The organism is Peribacillus sp. SIMBA_075, from assembly GCF_046534585.1.
This window is the reverse complement of the sequence record NZ_JAWRYN010000003.1, coordinates 78,426-98,498: the sequence shown is the minus strand read 5'-3', so window position 1 is coordinate 98,498 and position 20,073 is coordinate 78,426. Positions and strand designations below refer to the sequence as shown.

Annotated in this window: 23 protein-coding genes and 1 riboswitch; of the genes, 20 read left to right on the top strand and 3 right to left on the bottom strand. The window is 41.5% G+C overall.

The genetic code is table 11. The features are described from left to right. Window positions 1–59 precede the first annotated feature (59 nt). Both SB775_RS03835 and SB775_RS03830 read right to left on the bottom strand, forming a co-directional pair. Window positions 60–1,082: an LCP family protein gene (locus SB775_RS03835; RefSeq protein ID WP_318684146.1), complete on the bottom strand. Its 1,023-nt coding sequence runs from the start codon at window positions 1,080–1,082 to the stop codon at window positions 60–62. Window positions 1,083–1,258: 176 nt separating this feature from the next. Then, window positions 1,259–1,894, bottom strand: coding sequence for a YigZ family protein (locus tag SB775_RS03830; protein ID WP_061465608.1), 636 nt, complete (start codon window positions 1,892–1,894; stop codon window positions 1,259–1,261). Window positions 1,895–2,523: 629 nt separating this feature from the next. On the opposite strand from SB775_RS03830, the gene SB775_RS03825 reads away from it, so the two are divergent. The 20 genes from SB775_RS03825 (at window position 2,524) to SB775_RS03730 (ending at window position 19,411) form a co-directional block, all read left to right on the top strand. Then, complete coding sequence (locus tag SB775_RS03825; protein WP_410860575.1) at window positions 2,524–3,666, top strand: sensor histidine kinase; 1,143 nt, start codon at window positions 2,524–2,526, stop codon at window positions 3,664–3,666. Window positions 3,667–3,698: 32 nt separating this feature from the next. Then, window positions 3,699–4,382: a response regulator gene (locus tag SB775_RS03820; RefSeq protein WP_410860574.1), complete on the top strand. Its 684-nt coding sequence runs from the start codon at window positions 3,699–3,701 to the stop codon at window positions 4,380–4,382. A gap of 194 nt (window positions 4,383–4,576) precedes the next feature. Continuing rightward, a complete protein-coding gene (locus tag SB775_RS03815) occupies window positions 4,577–5,419 on the top strand; it encodes a DegV family protein (protein ID WP_410860573.1) in 843 nt (280 codons plus the stop codon). Window positions 5,420–5,547: 128 nt separating this feature from the next. Continuing rightward, a complete protein-coding gene (locus SB775_RS03810; protein ID WP_410860688.1) occupies window positions 5,548–6,954 on the top strand; it encodes an ATP-dependent helicase ComFA in 1,407 nt (468 codons plus the stop codon). Beyond that, entirely contained in the window at window positions 6,932–7,624 is a 693-nt protein-coding gene (locus SB775_RS03805) for a ComFC family protein (RefSeq protein WP_410860572.1), read from the top strand. Before SB775_RS03810 ends, SB775_RS03805 begins: the two co-directional genes overlap by 23 nt. Before the next feature lie 98 nt (window positions 7,625–7,722). After that, entirely contained in the window at window positions 7,723–8,142 is a 420-nt protein-coding gene (locus tag SB775_RS03800) for a TIGR03826 family flagellar region protein (RefSeq protein ID WP_410860571.1), read from the top strand. A gap of 223 nt (window positions 8,143–8,365) precedes the next feature. Next, complete coding sequence (gene flgM / locus SB775_RS03795) at window positions 8,366–8,629, top strand: flagellar biosynthesis anti-sigma factor FlgM (RefSeq protein ID WP_410860570.1); 264 nt, start codon at window positions 8,366–8,368, stop codon at window positions 8,627–8,629. A gap of 68 nt (window positions 8,630–8,697) precedes the next feature. Next, the gene (locus tag SB775_RS03790; protein WP_410860569.1) at window positions 8,698–9,186 is read left to right on the top strand and encodes a flagellar protein FlgN; all 489 of its coding nucleotides are present in this window, start codon (window positions 8,698–8,700) and stop codon (window positions 9,184–9,186) included. A gap of 30 nt (window positions 9,187–9,216) precedes the next feature. Then, on the top strand, window positions 9,217–10,776 hold the full coding sequence (gene flgK, locus SB775_RS03785; protein WP_377380896.1) for a flagellar hook-associated protein FlgK: 1,560 nt from the start codon (window positions 9,217–9,219) through the stop codon (window positions 10,774–10,776). 15 nt (window positions 10,777–10,791) lie between these two features. Beyond that, window positions 10,792–11,670, top strand: a complete 879-nt coding sequence (gene flgL, locus SB775_RS03780; protein ID WP_410860568.1) for a flagellar hook-associated protein FlgL — start codon at window positions 10,792–10,794, stop codon at window positions 11,668–11,670. A gap of 45 nt (window positions 11,671–11,715) precedes the next feature. After that, window positions 11,716–12,294: a DUF6470 family protein gene (locus SB775_RS03775; RefSeq protein WP_410860567.1), complete on the top strand. Its 579-nt coding sequence runs from the start codon at window positions 11,716–11,718 to the stop codon at window positions 12,292–12,294. A 7-nt stretch (window positions 12,295–12,301) separates the two neighbouring features. Continuing rightward, window positions 12,302–12,745: a flagellar assembly protein FliW gene (gene fliW / locus SB775_RS03770; protein WP_089362103.1), complete on the top strand. Its 444-nt coding sequence runs from the start codon at window positions 12,302–12,304 to the stop codon at window positions 12,743–12,745. After that, window positions 12,745–12,978, top strand: a complete 234-nt coding sequence (gene csrA, locus SB775_RS03765; RefSeq protein ID WP_410860565.1) for a carbon storage regulator CsrA — start codon at window positions 12,745–12,747, stop codon at window positions 12,976–12,978. The genes fliW and csrA overlap by 1 nt, the downstream gene beginning before the upstream one ends. Window positions 12,979–13,110: 132 nt before the next feature. After that, complete coding sequence (locus tag SB775_RS03760; RefSeq protein ID WP_318684160.1) at window positions 13,111–14,358, top strand: flagellin N-terminal helical domain-containing protein; 1,248 nt, start codon at window positions 13,111–13,113, stop codon at window positions 14,356–14,358. Window positions 14,359–15,021: 663 nt separating this feature from the next. Next, the gene (gene flaG / locus SB775_RS03755) at window positions 15,022–15,384 is read left to right on the top strand and encodes a flagellar protein FlaG (RefSeq protein WP_410860564.1); all 363 of its coding nucleotides are present in this window, start codon (window positions 15,022–15,024) and stop codon (window positions 15,382–15,384) included. A 14-nt stretch (window positions 15,385–15,398) separates the two neighbouring features. Beyond that, a complete protein-coding gene (locus SB775_RS03750) occupies window positions 15,399–16,910 on the top strand; it encodes a flagellar hook-associated protein 2 (RefSeq protein WP_410860563.1) in 1,512 nt (503 codons plus the stop codon). A 24-nt stretch (window positions 16,911–16,934) separates the two neighbouring features. Continuing rightward, window positions 16,935–17,336 carry a flagellar export chaperone FliS gene (gene fliS, locus SB775_RS03745; protein WP_410860562.1) on the top strand — a complete coding sequence of 134 codons (402 nt, stop codon included), beginning with the start codon at window positions 16,935–16,937 and terminating at the stop codon, window positions 17,334–17,336. Beyond that, a complete protein-coding gene (fliT, locus tag SB775_RS03740) occupies window positions 17,336–17,680 on the top strand; it encodes a flagellar protein FliT (RefSeq protein WP_410860561.1) in 345 nt (114 codons plus the stop codon). Before fliS ends, fliT begins: the two co-directional genes overlap by 1 nt. 253 nt (window positions 17,681–17,933) lie before the next feature. Beyond that, window positions 17,934–18,491: a ribosome hibernation-promoting factor, HPF/YfiA family gene (hpf, locus tag SB775_RS03735; RefSeq protein ID WP_061465591.1), complete on the top strand. Its 558-nt coding sequence runs from the start codon at window positions 17,934–17,936 to the stop codon at window positions 18,489–18,491. Window positions 18,492–19,154: 663 nt separating this feature from the next. Next, a riboswitch (cyclic di-GMP riboswitch) is annotated at window positions 19,155–19,239 on the top strand. Between the two features lie 31 nt (window positions 19,240–19,270). After that, window positions 19,271–19,411, top strand: coding sequence for an anti-repressor SinI family protein (locus SB775_RS03730; RefSeq protein ID WP_081108949.1), 141 nt, complete (start codon window positions 19,271–19,273; stop codon window positions 19,409–19,411). A 143-nt stretch (window positions 19,412–19,554) separates the two neighbouring features. Here the strand turns inward: SB775_RS03730 and SB775_RS03725 are convergent, their stop codons facing one another. Then, window positions 19,555–19,878 carry a helix-turn-helix domain-containing protein gene (locus SB775_RS03725; RefSeq protein WP_061465590.1) on the bottom strand — a complete coding sequence of 108 codons (324 nt, stop codon included), beginning with the start codon at window positions 19,876–19,878 and terminating at the stop codon, window positions 19,555–19,557. Between the last annotated feature and the right edge of the window lie 195 nt (window positions 19,879–20,073).

Here is a 20,073-nt window from a genome sequence, read left to right as displayed (position 1 = left end):
GAGCCGGATGATTCATGAAAAAAGGAAACCCCCACTACATGAAGAGTGGGGGTTTCACTTTATTCTTGTGTTTGTGATTGAACGGCCTCAGTTTGATTGCCTTCTTTTGGCCCCAGGTTCAGGTGGGATCGAAGAGTCTGCCTAGCGTTCGCTACTGATGTATCGTTTAGTTGATAATAATAGGTTCCGTTAATGTAAGAATCCTGACCTTCAAGTTTGATGGTTTCAAGGTTAAGACCCTTATCGGTAGTCACATATTTTATGAAACCCTTAATTTGTGAGAATTGTAGGTTCGTCGTCATATTGTCACCGACAGCTTCCATTACGTCTGTATATTTCGTTAGGGACCCAGCAGAAGTTGCTTTAGCGACGATGGCTTTAAGGACTTCCTGTTGACGCTCACCACGTTGGATATCACTGTCCTTTTTACGTGTCCTTGCAAAGGCTAATGCCTCTTCACCATCAACGGTCTGTAATCCTTTTTCAAGATGGATGCCATTCTTCTTGTCATGTGAATCCAGTTCATTTATTTCATAAGGTACGTCGACTTTGATTCCATCCAATGAATCTACGACATCGATGAAAGCATTGAAATTCATGCGGACATAATAATCGACAGGGATATCGAGTAGCTCCTCAACTGTGTCCATCGTTGCTTTTGGTCCACCTGCAGCATGGGCCGCGTTGATTTTCGTGGTTACGCCTTTGGCTGGAACGTACACATAAGAATCACGGGGGATGCTTAAAAGTTTAATGGATTTCTGATCTTTATTGAATGTGGCCAAGATTAAAGCATCAGAACGTGAGTGTCCTTTATAGTCACGTTTATCACTATCATCGATCCCTATGAAAAGAATCGAGAAATTATCTTTAAGGGGATCTACCGCTTCACTCCGCTTGGCTGAAGCTTCAACCGGGTCATAGGAATTCTTGAAAACATCCTGGGCTTTCAAATATATAGTTGCAGCATACGTAGTGGCCCCTAGACCAAGTACCAGTAGGGGAACAAGCAATAACCAAAGCCTCTTCCGCCTTTTTTTCTTTGTTTTTTTAACTTTATAGACACGCCTAGTAGTAGACATCTTTTTCTTCTCCTTTTAAATAGCGAACATCAGACATAAATCGCCATTTTTCGAATCCTACAATATATTTCGTCATATATTAATCTTAATTTTACAATGATTTAATAACTTCGTAAAATATATATTTCTTTTCAATTATATTACAGCAAAAAAAAGGAAAAATATGCAGGAGAAAATCAAGCGAATTCCTGTTCCAAATAAAGCATTTCGCCTTCTGTGATTTGGCCTTGACCATTTGTCAGCTCTGTCATCCAGGCGGTATATGCCTCTTTTTGTTTTTCTTCAACATATACTTGGATATCGACCTGTTCAAGGTACTTGATTTCCTTTATTTGATAAATCGAAGATCGCAGTTCATTTTCCAATTTTCCAAGCCAGGTATAGTCGACGGTTGTCGAAATGACCCGCATTAAGTTTCTAATGACTACACCAGTGGCATTTATTCCTTCTGAAGTCGCTTTACTGTAAGCGCGAATGAGACCTCCTGCACCAAGTTTAATGCCACCAAAATACCGTGTGACGACAACGGCGGTGTCTTTCAGTTCTTTTTTCTTTAGAACTTCAAGGATAGGGACGCCTGCTGTACCGCTAGGTTCTCCATCGTCAAGGGCTTTTTGGATTTGATTTTGTTCCCCTATCATATAGGCTGAACAATTATGTGTTGCATCTTTATGCTTTTTCTTGATTTCCTGGATAAAGGCCTGTGCGGCTTCTTCGGTTTCGACCCTGGCGATGTGGGAAATAAAACGGGATTTTTCAATGACGATTTCATGTTCGCCGCGTCCTGTCACCGTTAAATATTGAGTGAGCATATTATTCCACCTTCGTACTTCCTATTAGTTGATTCATTATAAGGCTTTGCGGAAAAAGTGGCAATGACGATTCTATTTCATGCCGTCATGTGTAAAGAAACTTTAATATAAGAAAAAGCTGTACGTGTTATAATTAATTCTATTGCCTGCTATTATTATTAGCTGATCATATATGCTTAAAAGAATAACAATGTAGGAAAAACATGAGTTCTGTGCCATTATCTTGCCTTGTCCTTAACGTGTCCTCTCATTTCAAGGATTTTGCCATTTACTAAATGCATCTGTTTCATATGATAATCAATGGAGCGGAATATCCCATTTGATAGAAAAGAATAATTTGTATTGGGATAATAGAAATGGCTTTCTGCCTTTGATGGGTGACTATTACATGATCCCTAATAGCCGATAATATGAGATGGAAAGTTATTGCACATTTTGTGAAAATCAAATAAGGAAAATAACGTATTATTATTATTATTTTGGTACAATATGTTCATGAAGGTTACTTTATACAAAAGTTTCCTGAAAATTAGCCATTCATGAAAAAGGAAAAAGAACTTTTTTCCATATACATAGTCTTTAAGACAAGAAATTGTTTAAGTCTTTTGATTTAAGTGGAGGGGATCTTAATGTCCATAAAAAAGGTTGATGCTAAAGCATTGGACAAGATCTTAGAAACAATGGTGAGCACTGTTAGTGAAAGTAAGGATGAAGTCTTTGATATCGGCGAACAATGCCGAAACGACTTTGAATCATTAACAAAAGAGCTCGAAGATGTGAAAATTAGGGTCGCCATTGTGATAACCGACAGCGATGCACTGGACTCAAAGGCCAGGTTTGCTCGAAAAAGGCTTTCCGAAGTCAGTATGCACTTCAACCATTTTTCTGAAGAACAGGTACGCGATGCTTATGAAAGGGCACATAAGCTGCAAGTCGATTTGCAAATAAACAGGCAATTGGAGAAAGAGCTCCGTAATCGCCGGGATGAACTTGAATTAAGGTTAAGAGGTTTACAGCAGACGATCGATAAAGCGGTGCATCTCGTCTCGCAAATATCGGTTGTACAGAATTATTTGATGCAGGATCTTAAATTTGTAGGGGAAGCCCTCCAAGAAGCGAAACGCAAACAGGACTTCGGCTTGAAAATAATCGAAGCCCAGGAGCAGGAACGTAAAAAGCTCTCACGTGAAATTCATGATGGTCCGGCTCAAATGCTGGCGAACGTCATGATGCGTTCTGATCTGATAGAACGAGTGCAACGCGAGAGAGGTCCTGATGAAGCGCTGGTTGAAATCCGCAGTTTAAAGGTCATGGTAAGGAATGCTTTATATGAAGTGCGCAGAATCATCTATGATCTTCGCCCTATGGCACTTGATGATCTAGGCCTTGTACCTACCCTCAGAAAGTACCTGCAAACGACCGAAGACTATAATACTGGCGTGCATTTGAATTTCGTCAACCTTGGGCAGGTCAAAAGGCTTCCTTCCGATATGGAGGTCGCTTTATTCAGGCTGGTTCAGGAGGCTGTACAAAATTCATTGAAGCACGCGGAGCCAAAACAGGTTCAAGTTAAACTGTCCATTTCCAAAGAGATGGTGACCGTCGTCGTCAAGGATGATGGAAAAGGGTTTGACTCTTCGATCCAAAAGGAAGGTTCATTTGGCTTGGTAGGCATGAGGGAGAGAGTCGAGCTGCTCGAAGGTGAAATGACGATCGATTCACAACCAGGGGCGGGCACTTTGGTGTTTATACAGATTCCCTATCATTTATAAATTTTAGAATAGAAACTAGGAGGAAGAAGCCGTTGAAGACTAGTATCATCATTATCGATGACCATCAGCTTTTCCGCGAAGGCGTAAAGCGTATATTAGATTTTGAATCATCCTTTGATGTTGTTGCCGAGGGCGATGACGGAAGCGAAGCTATGGATCTCGTTGAAACACATAAACCGGATGTTGTTATCATGGATATCAACATGCCGAATATGAATGGGGTCGAAGCAACAAAAATGCTCGTGAACCGTTACCCTGAAACAAAAGTAATCATCCTTTCCATTCATGATGATGAAAACTACGTACAGCACGCATTGAAAACGGGAGCACAAGGTTACCTGTTGAAGGAAATGGACGCAGATGCGTTGATTGATGCTGTTCGTGTAGTCGCTGAAGGCGGCTCATACCTTCATCCGAAGGTTACCCATAATTTAGTTAAAGAATATCGCCGCTTGGCAGCCGAAGAGGGTGCTGATCGTGATTCCGTATATGCAATAGAAATCAGGAGGCCGCTGCACCTATTGACTCGACGCGAATGTGAAGTACTTCAACTTCTAGCTGACGGAAAAAGCAACCGTGCCATCGGTGAAACCCTATATATCAGTGAAAAGACAGTCAAGAACCATGTGAGTAACATTCTTCAAAAGATGAATGTGAATGACCGTACACAAGCGGTTGTCCTTGCCATTAAAAATGGCTGGGTAGAAGTGAAGTAATTAAAGTATTCGATAAGTCCGGCTCTTCAGTTTCCGCAATGCGTGCTGAAGGTCCGGGCTTTTTTTGGTGGCTCGATTTGACTAATTTTACATATTTCCGGTAATGAAGAAAGCTATTTAATGCAAATAAAGGCAATTTCAGATAGAATGGTGAATAAGATACAGAGCAAATTTTTATAAGGATGGTATTATTTATGAAAACCGCAGTCGTAACAGACAGCACTGCATATATACCTAAGGAAATTCGTGAACGTTTACATATACATATGATGCCGCTTAATGTCATTTTTTCCAATGAAGCTTACCGGGAAGAAGTGGACATTGCTGCGGATGAGTTTTATGAGGAAGTAAAGAGGCAGGAGAAATTGCCGACCACTTCTCAGCCCCCAATCGGGCAGTTTGTCGAAAAGTTCGAGGAGCTGCAACGGGAATATGATGATGTTATTTCGATTCATTTGTCGAGTGGTATCAGTGGTACGTATCAAGGAGCGATATCGGCAGGTGAAATGGTCGAGGGGGTTAGGGTACATGCCTTTGATTCGGAAGTCAGCTGCATGGTCCAGGGGTTTTACGTGATCGAGGCGGCTAAGATGGCACTTGATGGTAAAGCTGCAGGAGAGATCATGGCCAGGCTCGAAGAAATGAAACCATCGGTCAGGGCATACTTCATGGCAGATGACCTATCCCACCTACAGCGCGGCGGACGCTTAAGCAGTGCCCAAGCATTGATTGGCAGTCTGCTTCAAGTAAAGCCGGTCCTCCATTTTGTTGATAAAATCATCGTCCCATTTGAAAAAATCCGTACTAGAAAAAAAGCGATGAAACGAATTGCCGATTTACTTGGAGAAGACGCGGCAAGTGGAGAGAAGTATAAAGCTGTCATTATTCATGCAAAGCGAGAAAGTGAAGCTAAAGACTGGAAAACCGAACTCGAAGCACGATTCCCTAATGTCGAGTTCGATATCAGCTACTTCGGTCCAGTAATCGGAACGCATCTGGGCGAAGGCTCGATGGGGATGGGCTGGTATAAAATATAAGCTGGGACGTCTTTCCTTCGAAAAGGAGGAAGGCGTTTTTTTTATGAGCAAAAAGGGATCTGAGAGTAAAAGGCGAATGATATGGAGGAGTATAGTTTATTAAGAAAGAAGGTTACAGTTTGGAAAATATGGTCATTCCCCCCTTTTTTTCTCCGGAACTTCAGCACCATCTCACGGGAAGGCACCTTTTGGCCTTCGAAATCCCCTTCTCCCAGGAACTCATCGCAGGGCATCTCAAGAATGGGTATGTCTCGGAAACTTACGGAGTGCAGTCAAGCAATGGCCTGTTTAACTGTTTGCGCTGCGGTAACAAAGATCAAGCTTTGTTTTATACGTTCCCATGCAAGATTTGCAATCAGGATTGTACTTACTGCCGCTCATGCATCATGATGGGAAGAGTCAGTGAATGTACAAAGTTATATAGGTGGACCGGTCCGGGTTTTCAGTTTGAGATACCTGACAATGTGCTGAGTTGGGAAGGCACTTTATCTGCAGGTCAACAATATGCTTCTGACTGTGTCGTCGAGGCGGTAAACGGAAAAGGTGAATTCCTTGTTTGGGCTGTATGTGGTGCCGGTAAGACGGAGGTCCTGTTTGCAGCGATTGAGGTAGCCTTGCTTGCTGGGAAACGAATTTGTTTGGCAACACCGCGGACCGATGTCGTTCTCGAACTCTCACCAAGGTTAAAAAAAGCCTTTCCTGCCATTGAAGTCACGGCGCTCTACGCCGGCAGTACAGATCGACATGCGTTTTCGCCACTAACCGTTTCTACGACCCATCAGCTATTCCGTTTTATTGAAGCCTTCGATGTCATCATTGTTGATGAAGTCGATGCGTTTCCCTACTCAATTGATGATTCGCTGCATTATGCAGTTAATAAATCAAAAAATTTTTCTGCCGCAACCATCTACTTGACCGCCACACCTTCGAAACGAATGCAGCGACTATATCGAAGCGGCAAATTGAAAGCCGTTATAATCCCAGCCCGCTATCATCGTCAGCCAATCCCTGTCCCTGAAATGAAATGGAGCGGTAACTGGCAAAAACAATTTCATCAAAAAAAGATTCCTCCCGCAATCAAAGGGTGGGTATGTGAACGACTTGAGCAGAATATCCCCTTCCTATTGTTTTTCCCAAGCATTCAAGTGATGGAGCAGGCACTTCCGCTGTTTCAAATGCTGTCCCCTAAATTATCGATTGTCCACTCACGGCACCCTGACCGAAAAGAAAGAGTAATGGCATTAAGGAATGGAATGGTTCCTGGATTATTGACCACGACCATCCTGGAACGCGGCGTGACAATTGAACGGTTGGAAGTAGCCGTGATTGGTGCTGAACATAAAGTGTTTTCAGATAGTGCCCTCGTCCAGATTGCCGGCCGGGTAGGGAGAAGCTTTGCTAACCCTGCCGGGACGATCAGTTTTTTTCATTACGGTAAAAGTAAAGCGATGGTTGAGACGGTTCACCATATACAAATGATGAATAAGGATGCCATGAAAAGGGGGCTGCTGGATGAAGAGATGCCTAGTTTGTGATGAAGGAATGAAGGAAGCATTGACATGGAGGAGCCTATTGGTGAGGGCTGAGGCAAAGGTAATTTGCGAAAAGTGTGAGGGGAAACTTAATAGGATAACCGGGGAAACATGTACAATGTGCTCAAGGGAGCTGGGCAGGAATTACAGTACTGGTGACATCTGTATTGATTGTTTAAGATGGGAAAGGAATAGGGAATGGTCCGGCTATTTGTCGAAGAACATATCGCTATTTCATTATAATGAAGACTTAAAAGATATTATTGCTAAATATAAATACCGAGGGGATTATGCATTAGCTGAGGTATTCGTCCCTTTTTTGAAAGACAGGTTAAAGGACATGGAGTTTGACCTGGTAACGGCCATCCCGCTTAGTGATGAACGGCTTAGGGAGCGGGGATTCAACCAAGGACAGGCTTTGGCGGTACTTCTTGGACTTCACACTGCCGAGATCTTAACAAGGATCCATACGGAAAAACAGTCAAAAAAGTCACGTCAAGAGAGAATGTCATTACCCCAGGTTTTTCAGGTCATACAAACGGATTTGCTGGAGCATAAATCAATTTTGATCATCGATGACATTTACACTACAGGCACAACGCTCAGGCATGCAGCCAAGGCATTAAAAACGGCTGGGGCCAGAGAGGTATCATCCATCACCCTGGCTAGGTGAAACAGCTAATTTTAATAAACGTCCTAAAGTATCGCTGGTATTATTCGATATATACAGTAATAAGAATAATCGTTGTGATGGTGAGGGAGGGAAACTCAATGGGAATATTCAACTGTCCAAACTGTAATTCGTTATTCGTTATGACGAAATTCCGTGATCTATGCGATGCCTGTTATAAAGAAGAAGAAGCCCAATATGATAAAGTGTATGCCTATATCCGCAAGAAAATAAATAGAACGGCGTCCATGATGCAAGTGGTTAAGGAAACAGGCGTTGAAGAAACTTTAATTATTAAATTTGTGAAAACAGGAAAGCTAAGGATTTCGCAGTTTCCCAATCTAGGAATTCCTTGTGAAAAGTGCGGCACTCACATCAAGATCGGAAGGTTATGCGGCAAGTGCAGTGATTCCCTCGTTACGGATTTGCAGGCATTTGAAAGTGAGGAAAGGCGCCAAACTGAAATTCAAGGAAATGATAAAAAAAATACGTACTACATGAAGGATAATCAAAAAGGGTAGGTATCATGGCAATAGCATGCATGATTTGTGAAAACATTCGATATTGAGAACAATATTCGACAATGGTTGTCGAAGGAAAGATTACAGAAACAATAAAAGAAATCGATTCTTTGTCGATAATAACAATAGGGTGAATAACACAGTCCAGAGCTTTCTCATGGTCTGTTGAAGAATCATATTGTTATGGGATTTAAAAAATCGGCCGAAGGAGAGGATCTGGAATATGAAAATCAATAACGTCGGTATGACAGGTGTTAACCCGTATAATCTTCAAGCCAATAAAACGGGGAATATCAAAGAATCTAAGGTCAATGCCTCGGATAAAGTTGAAATTTCTTCAGCGGCAAAAGAAATGCAGCAATCATCTCCGATTCCTGCTGCTAGACAAGCAAAGGTGGACGAACTGAAAATTCAAGTTGAAAACGGAAATTATAAATTGAATGCGCAAGCAACGGCTAAGGGACTCATCGATTTTTACCGGAAATGAACTAAAGTTTGAATGAAGTGGACGGGACTATTTTCCGTCCTTCATTTATGAGCAGAGGAGGCAGCAAAATGTCTGCACGGAACATCATCGAATCGCTTGAAAAATTGAACAAGCTTCATAAAAGCTTCAATCAATTAGCGATAAGAAAAACGGCCATTTTGAAAGCAAGTGATACCGAGGCAATTACTGCCCTGCTGATTCAGGAACAAAAGCATATTAAAGCAATCAGTCAAACCGATATGGAGAGAGAGGGGGCAGTGAAGGAATTTCTTGCAGTAAATGGAACCGTGGGAAAGAGGGCCTCCATCCATGCCGTAACGGAACTGACAGGACCAGTTGAAACGGAAATCATTGAGCGGCTAAAAGCGGAATTGATTGATGAAGTGACTAAGCTGAAAGAGCGGAACGGTTTAAATCAGCAATTAATCTATCAATCCCTTCAATTCATCAATGTCTCTTTGGATATGCTGAGGCCGCAGAATCAGAACTTGAATTATGGGGATTCGGTTAAAAAGCCGGTAAAAAGCGTCATGGCAATGTTTGATTCAAAAGCTTAAGAAACAGAAAAAAGATGGAGGTTTGAGCAAATGATTTCAACCTTTATGGGTCTTGAGACGGCAAAGCGCGGATTATCCACCTCTCAAGGAGCCTTGTACACGACAGGGAATAATGTGGCCAATGCCAATACATTAGGATATTCAAGGCAGCGGGTCAACCTGGTACAGACGTCTGGCTTTCCAACTGTCGGATTGAACAGCCCGCGCGTAGCTGGACAAATCGGGACAGGGGTGGCGGCAGAAACGGTTCAGCGGATCCGGGATAGTTTCCTGGACGCACAATTCAGGACACAAAGTAATAAAATCGGCTTTTATGGGGCCATGAGCGAATCATTGTCTAAAATGGAAGGGATCATGAATGAACCAACCGACAGCGGATTAGCTGCCACGATGGAGAAGTTCTGGAATTCGCTGCAAGGGCTGACGGCCAATACGGAAAACTCCGGGGCCCGTGAAGTCGTTGCCTCAACGGGCGTCATGGTCGCGGATACCCTTAACTACTACTACAAATCGCTAACGAGCGTTCAAACGGATATCGGTAATCAGATAAACGTCAAAGCGAACGAAATCAATACGCTCATTAGCAGTATTGATCAACTCAATCAACAAATCAGTAAAGTGGAGCCGCATGGATATATTCCAAATGACCTTTATGATAAACGTGATGTACTTGTAGACCAACTTTCGCAGCTTGTCAGCATAAAAGTGAATAACGTCATTCCGACGGATTACGGAAGATCCAGCGATGTAGCTGCAGGGCTATACAACATCGAATTGATGCAAGAAGACGGTTCGTCTTATGTGCCGCCTATCAATCTAGTAAGTGTTAACCAAACTGGGATGGTGGGAACTTCGAAAGTTGAAGTTAGCTATGATAAAACGACAGGTATGGTAGACGGAGTGAAGTTCGGTTCAAAAACAATGACGGATTACAAATTCTCGGGAGAACTATCCGGTTTGATCAACAATTTTGGTTATAAAAAGGATGATGGTACGATCGGGGGAGCGTATCCTGATATGCTAAAAAAACTGGATAATATGACGACGGCTTTTGTGAACGAGTTTAATGCCATCCACAAACAAGGATATGCGCTAGGTGATAGCGATGCTTCAACATTGGACTTCTTTGAAATAGAACCAGGTAAGAGCGCTGCCCAAAGCATCAAGGTGAATAGTGAAATCGTAAAGGATCCCTCGAAAATTGCCGCAGGCGCTAAAAGCGGAGGGGCATCCGGGGATAATGAAAATGCCAAACTCCTGGCTGACCTGAAGAAGAAAGCGTTTAGTGAGTACTCGACTAAAGACCAAAATTCAAAGGAATTGACGGGAAGTTTCGACACATATTATTCCGGAATCATCGGAAAACTGGGTGTGGATTCTCAAAGCGCCCAAAAGAACCTTTCCAATTCTGTCGTGCTTGCTACATCCGTTAACCAAAATAGAGACTCTGTCAGTTCTGTATCCTTGGATGAAGAGATGACCGATATGATCAGATTCCAGCAAGCATACAATGCTTCTGCAAGAATGATGACGATGATGGACGAAATGCTCGATAAAATCATAAACGGAATGGGCACTGTAGGCCGATAATGGGAGTGAACGAACATGCGGGTAACGCAATCGATGCTAACCAATAATATGTTAAGCAATTTAAGCAGCAATTACGAGAAGATGGCCAAGCTGCAAGAGCAGGTTTCCTCTCAAAAGAAATTCTCCAAACCATCCGATAACCCTGTCGCTGCCATGATGGGAATGGGGTACCGGACAAACCTCAATCAAATAGGGCAGTATCAGAGCAACATCGCCGAGGCGACAAATTGGATCGACAGCACGGATGATGCCATTTCTGAAGCTGTTTCCGCCATGCAGCGGATACGTGAGCTGACGGTTCAGGCCAGCAATGGTACGTATGAAGGCGAACAACTGAAAAATGTTGCTGAGGAAATAAAGCAATTAAAAGAACATCTCATAACTCTTGGCGACACACAGATAGGCGGTAAGTATATTTTCAACGGCCAGGATACAAATGTGAGACCGTCTTCCGTTAAAGATGGGAATGGGAATACGGTGTATGGCACAGGAGACATAAACCTTGAAGTGTTTTCCGGGATTTCCCTGAAAATCAATACGGACGGTTCGAAGATTTTTGGTGATGCGCTTGCCGCTGGGGGAAGCATTGACCAAACAATCGACGCACTTGAAAACGGTGGGGACGTGAGTGGCACGCTGGCAGGACTTGACGAAACGATAGATACTTTTTTAGGCATGCAAGCACAGGTTGGCGCAAGGCAGAATCGGATTGAGCTGATGACGGACCGCCTCAAACAGCAGGAGGTCTTTGCTACTGAAATCCTTTCGAAAAATGAGGATGTCGATATCGAAAAAGCAATCATGGATTTGACGACCCAGGAAAGTATCCATAGTGCTGCATTAAGTATCGGTGCAAAAATCATGCAACCGAGTTTATTGGATTTTCTTCGCTAAGCTATTCTTAAATGGATGGCTTTTTTCTCTTAAGGAGTGTTGATGATGCAGATTCCACAAATTAGATTGCAATCCACCTCAATGAAGATTGGATTGAATATAGAACAGCCTGTACAGCAAATCGAACAGAAGGCAGCGGACCAATCTATCGAACAGCCGCAAGCAATCCTGGAAATCCGAACGGCCCCAGGCAAGCTGACGATCGACCAGTCACAAGCCAGGGGAGATATGGATTTAAAAAGCCTTTCAAAGCGAGTGGAGGAATTTGCCCGGCAGGGATATCAAGATTGGCTGGCTGGTATGGCAAGACGTGCTCAGCAGGGGACGGAGCTAAGGCATATTGAAAAAGGCGGTAATGCACTCGCTGAACAGGCCAGGCGAAACAGCAAAGGGCCGGAGAAGCAATTCAATCTTGGGTGGATTCCCTCTCATTTCAGCATGAAGCTTGACTATCAGCCGGCCCAGGTGGAGATTGAAGCAACCGCTCAAAGACCGATCATTGATGCTCGAATCAATAGACCGAACCATACATACACACCAGGGAGTGCAGATGTGGAAATTCTACAAAAAAATGCGCTGGATATAGATTTCATCAATTTATTTCCGGATGAGATAGGTGAGTGAAACAATGATGATTCTACAAACAAAATTTCATGGCGAAATCGAATTAGTGGAAGAAGAGATTTATCGATTTGATAGCGGGATACCAGGATTTCTAGAAGAAAAACAGTTTTGTTTGCTAACTCTGGATGACACGCCCTTTTTCGTCCTGCAATCTGTAAAAACAAAAGAGGTTGCCTTCATTGTGACAAATCCTTTTGAAGTGTTTCGTGATTACGAAGTGGAGCTTCCGGATGAGGTATTATCTTCTTTACAAATAGAAACGGAACTGGAAGTCATTACTTTCGTCATATTAACGATTCAAGACCCTTTCAGTGAAACGACGGCGAATCTTCAGGCTCCCATCATCATAAATGCCTCTAAAAAAACGGGAAAGCAATTTATCATGAACGGCAGTGAATACCGTACAAAGCACAGATTGATTGAACCTCCAGCAGAACAGGGGGAGGAATGATGCTCGTATTGACCAGAAAGCTAAACGAAGCGATCATGATTGGCGATGATATCGAAATTACGATTTTGGCTGTTGAGGGAGAACAAATTAAACTGGGTATCAATGCTCCTAAAAGCGTCGATATCCATAGGAAGGAAATCTACCTGTCCATCCAGCAGGAAAATAGCGAAGCTTCTGAAATAAAAACCAATCTTCTGGAAAATATAAATGAGTATTTCAAGAAAAAACCTTGAAAACCCGCTAAATATGTTTCCAAGCAGGCCGATATTAAATATACAACGATGAGCAGTGAAATAGACTTAACCATTGCTTTCGTAAACAACCACATGGACGTGGGAACTTAAAACTCAAGGAGGAAACATAAAATGATTATCAATCACAATATCTCAGCTTTAAACACGCACCGTCAATTATCAAGTGCAACGAATGCACAATCTAAATCAATGGAGAAACTTGCATCAGGTATGCGTATCAACCGTGCAGGCGATGACGCTGCCGGTCTTGCAATCTCTGAAAAAATGCGTGGACAAATCCGCGGTTTGGACCAAGCTTCCCGTAACTCACAAGATGCTATCTCTTTGATTCAAACTGCAGAAGGTGCATTAAACGAAACGACTGATATTCTGCAACGTATGCGTGAGCTTGCTACACAAGCAGCAACAGACACCAATACTGGTACAGACCGTAATGAAATCCAAAAAGAAATCAATTCCCTAACATCTGAAATTAACCGTATCGCTAACACAACTGAGTTCAATAATCAAAAACTATTAAACGGCGACAAAGATGGAGCAGCAGTGGCAGGGAAACCAGCAGTTGCAGGAGAATATTCATTTGATTTTGGATCAATTTCCACCACTGTAGACGATACAATTGAAATTGGTGGTCAAACATTCACAGTTGTAGCTGCCGGGGATGAGGATCCAGCTACAGGTAAATTCAGTGATGCAGATACATTAAAAGCTGCCATCGAAGGTAATGCCGCACTTAAAGATAACTATTCTGTAGCTGTTGATGCTGGAACAGGAAAAATTACTTTAACTCAAAAAGCTGACAAAGAATCTTCTGCTGCCTTGACTGGTAACGGCGTTGGAACTGTAACAGAAGTTACTAAGGGTGCAGAAAAGGTCGACGCAGTTCCTGCTGACCCGGATAAGAGCCTTAAATTCCAAATTGGGGCTAATGAAAAACAAAGTTTGACTCTTGATATTGGAAATATGAGTGCAGAAGCTTTAGGTATATCTACTAAAGGAGCAGATAATGCAGGATTAGCAGTAACAGACGGAACTAATAACGAAACAACTGAGCAAGCATTAAATGTAGGAACCCATGCTAGTGCTGCTGCAGCAATTACAAAAATTAATGACGCAATTAATACAGTATCAGCAGAGCGTTCTAAACTAGGTGCAAACCAAAACCGTTTAGAGCACACTATCAACAATTTAGGTACTTCTTCTGAAAACCTGACTGCTGCTGAATCACGTATACGTGATACAGATATGGCAAAAACAATGATGGAGCAAACTAAAAACTCTATCTTGGCGCAAGCATCACAAGCAATGCTAGCTCAAGCTAACCAGCAACCGCAAGGCGTTCTTCAGTTACTTCGGTAATTGAATAGTTAGCTTAACAATAAAGGGTCTGACACATCGTGTCAGGCTCTTTTATTTGTACTGATTGAAGGGTGTAAGGAACACTGTGATGTAGAAAAAAAGAGATTACTGCCCCTTAAAAAGGAAGGGACCATTCGTTCATGTCACCAAGGAACCTTATGGCTATAATCCTAATAGAGTATGATGGCACTGCAAAATACACAGCTGAAGATGTCAGTAATGTGTATGGTGAAATGACTGTGAACACAGCTATCAATCACAAGCTGGATGGGATATATCAATTTTTAGTATGTTCGCTGATTATTTGAATAAAAAGGGAAGTCCTAAACAAGATTGTAGGTAAAGGGCTTTCTATCTAAATATTAGAACAAAGTTGATTGGAACGGAAGGTACGAGACTCCTGCGGGAGATACGTGTCAAAGGGAGACCCCGCAGGCGAAAAAGCGCCGAGGAGTCTCCCGGACCGCCCGCGGAAAGCGAGTGCCTGGAGTGGAAATCAACTAGACCCCAAATATTTTTCTGGAGTTTTTTTAGTAGAATCTCTTTTATAGCAAAGGATCATTAATGAGTATTTGCAGGTGCAACCAAAATCTATGAGTGACTAAAAATAAAACCTTAATTACCGATATAAAAAGTAAACAGATCAAATTGGGGGCTATTTAGATGCTGGAGAGTTTGTCCACGAATATTCTTTCCTCACAGCTTAGAACAGCAATCTCAGACGGAATTAGTTCATATTATCAACGTGAAATGAATACGCTTGCCTATTCAGAACAAAGTGTGGAATCTATTAATGAGCCTGCTAAAGAAAAGGTGAATGAAGTAGTGGAAAGTTTGAACACCTTCCTGGATCCAACACAAACGGCCATCCATTTTGAGTATCATGAGGAGCTGAATGAGTATTATGTCAAGGTTGTGGATGACGTTACGGATGGGACGATCAGGGAGATCCCTCCTAAGAAGTTACTGGATTTCTATGCGGCAATGACAGAGTTTGTCGGGATTATGGTGGATGAAAAAATATAGGCGGGTGATTGATTGTGGTAAGAATCAGTGGTTTTGCGAGTGGAATGGACATTGATGAATTAGTTAAGAGTATGATGCAGGCGGAACGGGTGCCTTTGGATAAATTAACACAGAAAAAGCAGTATTCCGAGTGGCAGCGGGATGATTACCGCTCGATAAATACATCTTTATCAGAATTGGATAGACTCATTCGTGATGGGGTTGGGAAGCAGTCTTCCTTTATTAAAAAGAAAATATCGGTATCGAATCCAGATGCAGTATCGGTGAGAAATGTGGGATCGACCAGTGATTTTACTGGAAATATCAAGGTGAATGGGCTTGCCAAAGCAGCAACCATGACCAGTACAGATAAATCAGCAGTTACTGATTCCAAAAAGAAACTATCGGAATTGGGTATCACGACTCCTCAAGATATTACGATACTGGCTATAAATAAAGATGGCGGTTTTGATACGAAAGTAAAAGATGGAGTAACAATGGACAAACCGTATACGCTTACTCTTAATGAAAACGATACGCTAGAGAGTGTTATTAATAAAATTAATGCTAACTCGGGAGTGACTCTATTTTTTGATGAAACCTCCCAGAAGTTTTCCATCACTGCTAAAAATACCGGAGATGTAAATGATCGCCCTGAAATTGAATTAGGGGGTAGCGGAGATTTTTTTGCTGTGTTAAAAATGAGCAGTAATAATGAAGGGGCTGGCGGCGCAAAAGGGGAAAATGCATCGATTACTTATAATGGACTGGACATTTCCCGGCCTTCGAATACGTTTCAAATCAATGGAGTGGAAATAACGGTTAAGCAGAAAACGACGGATACCATCACATTCTCTTCAACGGCTGATGTGGATTCCATCTTGGATACAATCACTCAGTTTGTGAATAAATACAATGAAACCATTAAAAAGGTTCAGGATAAAACAGGTGAAGCGAAATATCGCTCCTTTACCCCGCTTACTACTGAGCAAAAGAAGGCAATGACAGAAGATGAAGTGAAGATGTGGGATGAGAAAGCGAAGAGCGGAACGTTAAAAAGTGACTCAACACTAAAAAGTCTCCTAACTACGATGAGAACGTCCCTATACACCTCGGTGGATGGAATTTCAGGAAAAAACAATCTCAGCAGTTTGGGTATCACTACGACCAAGAACTATTTGGAGGGCGGTAAATTAACGATTGATGAGGACAAGCTCCGGGCAGCCATTAGTGAAGATCCCAATGCGATTTATGATATGTTCATGGCCAATGGAACGGAGAAAAGCGATAAAGGCCTCGCGCGCCGGTTACGGGATGATATAGAATCATCCATGAAAGTGATTACTGAAAAGGCCGGAAAGGCCGGATATGTTAATAACAATTTTACAATTGGAAAATTGGTTGATGGGTTGGATAAGAGAATATCAACATTTGAAGCAAAGTTAATGAAATTGGAATCGCGCTACTACAATCAGTTCACGGCCATGGAAAAAGTGATTCAAAAGGCAAACAGCCAAAGTTCATCGTTAGCTTCTTATTTTAGTTAAGGCAAGTCGGAAAGGAAGATAAATATGGCGATAAATAATCCATATCAATCATATCAACAAAGTTCAGTCAATACAGCATCCCCGGGAGAGCTTACATTAATGCTTTATAATGGCTGCATAAAGTTCATCATGCTTGGGAAAAAAGCAATTGAAGAGGGAAATATCGAAGTGAAAAATACCAACATCATAAAGGCGCAAAACATTGTCCATGAATTGATGGTGACGCTGAATATGGATGTCGAAGTGTCCAAGGAAATGATGAGTCTGTATGATTTCATGAACCGACGTCTGATAGAGGCGAATATGAAAAATGATGTTGCAGCCTTGGAAGAGGTCGAGGGACTCGTTACTGACTTCCGTAATACCTGGAAGGAAGTTATTCAGATGAACCGGAAAAAACAGTTTACACAAAGCGGTCAAGTGTAATGACCATTCAAACCTTTCATGATTTGACTGTTGAATTACTTGCCGTTTTGGAAGATCGGACGATTGCAGAACGTGAAGATAAAATAGAAAGGTTCACACAGCTGATTGACCAGCGGGATGAACTTCTTTCTCAAATCAAACCGCCTTTTACTGGTGAAGAGCAACAGCTTGGCCGTGCAACAATGTTACTTAACGAACAGGTCGATCGCATGCTTTATCTCCAAAAGCTGGAGATAAAGCGGGACATCCAGGAAATAAATAAGAAGAAAAAATCATCTAATAAATACACGAACCCCTATGAAAGTCTATCAATCGATGGCATGTTCTACGATAAAAGAAATTGATTACCCAGCCGTTTGGATTCCAAACGGTTTTTATGTTAAATATTTTTAAATTTTCTGTAAATAATTTAGGCTTAATTTTTTCTTTATTGCTAGGCATTTGATATAATGAAGCTAGGGCAGACATCAACCCTTTCCAAAACCTTCCGACAATTGCTTCATAATTTCGACATATTTCATGATGTGTTTCTAAAGGGAACCGGAGGGGTATTGTAGAATCTAACTGTATAGTCTTAATTTAAGGAGGACTCACTTTATGAATTACAACGTACGCGGTGAAAACATTGAGGTAACTCCAGCAATTCGAGAATACGTCGAAAAGAAAATTGGCAAGTTAGAACGATATTTTAACAATACACCAGATGCAAATGTGTTAGTGAATTTGAAAGTGAACAATAATACATCCAAAGTCGAAGTGACGATCCCTATGCAGAATTTGGTTCTTCGCGCTGAAGAGGAAAATGCGGATATGTACGCTGCCATTGACTTAATCAATGATAAGCTTGAACGCCAAATTCGTAAACATAAAACGAAGGTCAATCGTAAGTTCCGGAACAACCTATCTACGACTCCTGAGGCATTCGCCTTCAATACGGAAGTTGACGAAGTGGTGGATGAATTCGAAGAGGATACTGATATTGAAGTGGTCCGCAATAAGCGCTTTGATTTGAAGCCGATGGACAGTGAAGAAGCCATTTTACAAATGAATATGCTTGGTCACAGTTTCTTCGTATATACGAATGCGGATACTAACACAACGAACGTGGTGTACCGACGTAAAGATGGACGCTACGGATTAATTGAACCTAGTTAAATATATTAATCTTAGATCGAAAGCACAACCCAGCCTCTGGGTTGTGCTTTTTTATACATTTTGGTAGTTTCCCATTAGCCGATGATTATTTCATTACTATTTTACTAAAGTTAAATGGATATAATCAAAAGGTATAAAAAATGACTGTAATTAACGAACAATTCTTGTTCTTTAACGAGATAGATGATTATTTTTACCTATTCAAACACCACCAACTTTTGTACTATGCTCAAGTTGTTAATTCTTTAAAGAGAACGAGTAGTTTCTTAATAAAAAACATTTGATAAAGGTGCAGAGGGGGGCGTTTTTTATATCGAAACAATTGCCATAAATACCATAGGGCTTCCTTTAGCAGTGCCGAATATGGAAAGTGGCTTTGCCCGATCTGCGGTGAGGACTTAACTGTGCAAAAAATTGGTTGCACCTAAAGAGAGAATTAATACGCCCCATCGATGGTTAATGAAGGCAGTATCCCCCATTTTATAAAAAAGCGAATATGAATAGGACTTTGATAATGATTGAATTAATATTAAATATTCCTAATATTGTAATATTTTGTCGGATAAAAGGTTTGCTTTTAGATGGATTACCGACATAAAATAGCAATATATGGAGTGTGTATCCGTTATAATATGTTTAAAAGTAATGTATTCGGTAATAGTAACACGACAAAGGCAAACTTATTGGAAGATTAGGGCGCAAAGGCACAGGTCTAAGGTTTAGCGACTACGATGGCTGGTCTGCCTGAAATACAAAGAGTATTTTAGGAGGTAGAAGAGGTGGCTAATGTGGAAATAGATCAAGAATGGGTAAAGTTGATTTCAGAAGCAAGGAGCTTGGGTTTCAAAAAAGAGGAAATTAGTGCTTTTTTTGAACGGGAAAGCCTTGAGGTTACATTAGAGGAGAACGATGGAAGTTGAGTACTGAAAAGGAGCGAGAACATCCCTATAAACAGTGGTTCAATTCATTAGCTGTTTATAGGGTTGTTCTTCCATGAGATTCTAGCAAGTCTGGTTCATTCAAGCTGTATTCTTCCGGATTATGTAGGTAGATTATTAAACTACTATTCTTCTTTATCTTTCCTCCATTTATTAAACTCGATGAATTCCCTGAATTGTTGTTTTGATACACCCGAATTCATAGCCTCCTCAACGATTTTCATCCAGTCAGTGTCCAAGTTTTCCTTATTTGGTGCATCGTAAAGAAGGGCATCAACAGGAATGTTAAGCACGGCGGAGATTTTTTCAAGAAATTGAATAGAAGGATTCGTTTGTAAGTTTCGCTCGAGCGAACTTAAGTAAGACTTTGCCACCCCCGCTTTATCGGCGAGTTCAGTCATGGACATTTTCTTTTCTTCTCGCAGTTTTTTTACACGTTTACCAATCATCAATACCACCTCGAAACATGTTCTATTTATCTTCTGCTTATAAGTTTGAGTAGCCCACATTAAATCATTCAAAGCATGGAGCCTGTAAGGTTTGATTACCTTGACATGCTATCGCTAGAGAAGGACACAGATCTAGTGATGGAAGGTTATGGATAGTTCTCAGTTGCATTTGGAATAGTGGGGAGTTTGCAATAT